Here is a 4,281-nt window from a genome sequence, read left to right as displayed (position 1 = left end):
TGGGAAACCAAGCTTGATGAAAGCGTTGGTAGCGACGGTTGCTTAGTTGGCGTGTCTCCGAAAATGGTCTCAGCGCGCTTCTCCAAATCATCCAGCAGCTTCAACGCAGCTTGATTGTTATTTGTTTCTTGTAGAATCTTCGATTTACATTTCTCTTTGTCGTTCAAAAAGCCTTTTAACGCCTTATCCAGCTTTTTTTCCTTCTTGATTTTCTCGACGGGCACCCAAAATTTGTCGCGGGTGTCGCTTTCGAGCTGCGATAGTTCCCCTTTCTTTCCACCTGTACCGTCGTTTCCTCCTAACGTGTGCCTTAGGTTGTTGACCTTCTCTTGTTCCTTATCTTTGCCCTCCTTCGCCGCCATTATCTTGTCTTCCGTATCCTTCTCTTTCTCGCCAAGGGTGAAGACGCCGCGCATCTGGTCGAAATTCTTCTCTACAAAGTCCCTGTTCAAGACGACGGATTCAAGGGGCTGTCCGTTCTGCCATGTACATCCACAGGTCGTGCTGAAGGCTGCATCCGCGATAACGCGGCTGATCGTTGTCTTCCCAGTGCCGTTCGATCCAAAGATGTAGTTGAACTGCCGAAGGTCATCGAGCGTTGTGGTAGTTGTCGGGTGAAACGTGGCGACGTTGAGAATGGAAATGCTCTGAATCATTGGCCCTCCCCGGAGTCATGACGAAGAATGTTCAAGCCGACAAAGGATAGGTATGCGTGCCCTGTACCTCCACCTAGCGTACTTTGTATGCCTAACTTCGCCATGGCTTAGCCGTTCTCCATCAGGGCCGCTGAACGTTGCAAATAACCGGTGCAAATGGAGCGCAGCGGAATTTGCATCCGAGTTAATTTGCCTTGTTAGGTTTTATGCATATGAGCATCCGGCCACTCCGGGGCTTCTATTTCAAAAGTATCCGGATCCATGGCCAAATACTCATTGCGTTCATACGGAAGCAGCTGCCGCCCTGCAAAAGCGATTGAGCCTGCTACACGATTTGGCCAATAGGTATTGTAAGGTAAAGTATTTAAATGTTGATATATTTTTATAATTTGGGGACTCCCACCAATAGATGGTTTTGATTCATCCCTAATAAATTCCAACAATACCTCAAATGGCTCCATTTTCATCCCAATAGAGAATATCCGGTTTCTGGCCTTCAACATTTCGTATGTTCTATTAAACGCGAGGTTCGCGTGGTCGCCAATATACTGAAAATATTTATTTCCTCCACCTTTTTTCTTGTGGGTCGATGCACTGCGAAATTTGAACTCATTCGTTGGAGAATGAAAGTAAACGGTCCAAATTTTAAAAGCATGACTCATCCAGGAGTAACCAGCTAAAATAAACCCTACTTTTGCAGGGTCAGGGAGGTGTTGACCTTCTGGAAGATTAGCTATCGTAACCCACATTGCATTAAAGATTCTTAAAACATGTCCTTTCAAGGTAGTAAGATCACTTGCTCTTGAACGAACTTTTGGGTGCATTTTCACTGCACTCTGAAGTTGCAGCATCAAGGGATAAGCATTCTCAGTTAGCCCTGCGAATGCAATAACTGCATCGCCTCTTCCAAGATCCAATACCTTAGTGCCAATATCCCAAGTTTGGCCTCCATTCAGACGAGAATCACTTGCAACATATAACTCTTGACCTCCTTTATTCTGCTTTACCCAAGCTGCTACTAAAGTCATACATTCTTCAATGTATCAAATTTCTAACGGTAGTTTCACCGGGTGCGACGATCTATCAGCGATCCGGTGCAAAATAGGGTTGGCCGGCGCCTCAATTGATTCCGGCAATTGAGCTTGGGGCCTTAGGTCGGACTATCAATTGCTTCGTTGCAAAGTTGTACGATGCGTTTACGTACTTGTCGGCAAAGTTTCCATCGAATACAGCATCTGATCCATCGAAGTATCTCAGCTTTATCGTAATTGCATGAGTGTCTTCAGGAAGAACGACCTGTATTGGAGAACCCCAATTAAGGACTTCACTTACTTGGACTGGTTCAAATTGACCTACGACATCACCCTTCTTGAATTCCTTCCACGTCAAATTAACGGAAATCTTACCGTGCTCCTTGCTTAGTCTTTTGCTAATCACGGACTGCGCACATAGTTCGACGGTGAATCCCGCAGTGTTCTTGCTGACAATATCCCAGCTATGGCGGCCATTCCCACGAACTGCGGCGCGTGTGAACTGTCCGTCCGGGCAGAAGGTTTTGTGAAGTGAACCGAAGAACCCTTTTTCGGGATACGGGCAGGACGTCTTATACGGAGCAGGCCGAAGAGTCTCAATATCAATAAAATACGACGGATCATGGGGACCCTGGCTCTTCTTTTTACACCGCTTCCGTGTTAGGTCCCCAGTGTCGTGGCCGAAAACACGGCTAAAAACTCGCTCGTGGTAGATGCGCTGTTCGTTACGTGTGTTACGACTTATCTCAACGGACGCTAAGCGTTCCGGGAGGACCAACACAGCTAATTCGCTGTGAACCACTTCGGTGTCACAAAATACGAACCAACTACATTTCTTGAGAGACAGCTCCAAGAGCCCAGACACGTACTTTGGCGAATCAGCTTCTCGCTCAAAAACCTTCGCTGGTACAGTGAAGATGGCCTGTTGCCTTTCAAGGCCGATTCGTTTTGCTTCAATGCTACCGAACCACAACCTCGGGTTAGCGCTATCTAAGCTGATACCCCGGACAGTAAAGGGAATTTCAGCGAGCGCTGAGGGGGCAACTACCGATGGTGAACTCCGAAGAACGGCTGACTCCCGCATCCAAGGCAAGCCATCGTTGACTATTTGATGAACCTCCTCAAGGGACTGTCGCGCGTTCTCTATCGGTTGATCTATCGCGCCTTGGAGGGTCACGATGGCTCGCTGGATATTAGCGAAGGTCGCTTGTTGCGAAGTGTCAAGTCTATCGAATCCGGATTTAATGATATCTCGAGTGGAGAACCGGAAGCTTTCGATTAGAAGACGAAGCTGTGAGGCTGCATTGAAGACAACGTAGTTACCCTCGTTTGCCGCTTTCTCCATAACATCATCCACTACTCCGGATACGCCCACGAGTCCGACAATTGCTGCCGCCGCTGCCGTTTCCACTGATCCCTGTGCCCGGGAGACGAAGGGAGTGGTCATGACTATCGCTGCGAGTAACAGGAGCAGGCGAAGGTTCAGGTTAATGGTCTTCATAGAAACCTCCTCTTGGATGTTGGGTCATGAATCGATGCAAGCTAACGTTTGAGCTCACTGGTTTTCACGGAGCGCAGCGGAGTGAAAATCCAGTGCAGCGATTTGTTAGCCCATAAACCGCTGTTTGATATATTCCTGCGTCTGACTTGCACTTAGCTCTGTGGTAGAAGGCCCTGTGCGTATAAAAAACCGTTCGGTATTGCCGTCCTTGAGAAATATCGGCGTAGGAGATTTTCGACATTTTATAACCATAACCCGGCAGTCATCATGATCATCGAAATGGGCGTGTAGGCTGGTCATAGCTTGGATGCCCATACGAGATTTGACAATATTCACCAGATGCAGGCTCATCTTGTCTTCATTGGTAAAATCATCTGCTTGTATCCCAACTGGTGTGCCATCATCCGAAAGCCCTATAATCAACATGCCACCATTTGTGTTTAAAAAACCTGACAGAGTCTTGAGCACTGCCAACTCCATGCGAGCGTCTTTGTCACCGGTATGGAGATTCGTACGCAGGGTAGATTTAAACTCGACCGCCTCTGATTCGCCATTTAAAACTAATTTTGACAAATCGATCTCCACCTCTTCTAAATCTTCTCCGATCTTTTCTGCAACAAGAGTAGAGTAACCTTCTGCGATCACCTGTGCCATAAGCTCACGCCGTTTCTCCAGAAAGTCACGGTAATCAAGGTGCTCCCAGTTTGCAGGGAGCGCATGTAAACGATACATCCGCTCAAGTTCCATTTCTTTGAACCTTGCTTTCATATTGGGCAAGTAATCTGCAGGTGCTTGATCGGAGATATTTGCATTATCACCCCATTCCACCAAGGCGTAGTTGGCAATCTGATTGGTATCCCGGATGCCTGTAATCTTTTGTTTACTAAGGAAGCCTTTGGGGAATAGATGATGCCGTTCCACGGCGGCGCGGTTTGCATGCATTGATGGGTCAAGCAAATCTGCCACCTTGATCTTGGAGAAAAGTGCTTTTGCATCTAAAAGCACCAGCGCTGCATGATACGCGAATAAAGATGGGCTTCGCGGAGAAGATGTAGCCAAATCATTTGGTAGCGACACAGCCCAAAAATCATTA

General features: G+C 47.3%; 4 protein-coding genes. All 4 read right to left on the bottom strand.

All coding sequences use genetic code 11. From position 1 onward, the window contains the following. On the bottom strand, positions 1–656 hold a 656-nt coding region (locus MRX98_RS21450; RefSeq protein WP_246915099.1), incomplete at its 3' end, for an AAA family ATPase. A 197-nt stretch (positions 657–853) separates the two neighbouring features. Beyond that, positions 854–1,684 (bottom strand): hypothetical protein, encoded by an 831-nt coding sequence (locus MRX98_RS21445; protein ID WP_246915096.1) that lies wholly within the window; start codon positions 1,682–1,684, stop codon positions 854–856. Between the two features lie 91 nt (positions 1,685–1,775). After that, complete coding sequence (locus MRX98_RS21440) at positions 1,776–3,188, bottom strand: hypothetical protein (protein WP_246915093.1); 1,413 nt, start codon at positions 3,186–3,188, stop codon at positions 1,776–1,778. Between the two features lie 105 nt (positions 3,189–3,293). Further along, on the bottom strand, positions 3,294–4,281 hold a 988-nt coding region (locus MRX98_RS21435), incomplete at its 5' end, for an RNA-binding domain-containing protein (RefSeq protein ID WP_246915090.1).

It is taken from the genome of Desulfatitalea alkaliphila (assembly GCF_022968795.1).
GTDB lineage: Bacteria > Desulfobacterota > Desulfobacteria > Desulfobacterales > Desulfosarcinaceae > Desulfatitalea > Desulfatitalea alkaliphila.
This window is presented reverse-complemented; position numbering and strand designations above follow the sequence as displayed.

Bases quoted from the DNA above. Each gene is read 5' to 3' on its own strand.
- MRX98_RS21445 (WP_246915096.1), bottom strand. From the start codon at position 1,684: ATGACTTTAGTAGCAGCTTGGGTAAAGCAGAATAAAGGAGGTCAAGAG.
- MRX98_RS21440 (WP_246915093.1), bottom strand. From the start codon at position 3,188: ATGAAGACCATTAACCTGAACCTTCGCCTGCTCCTGTTACTCGCAGCG.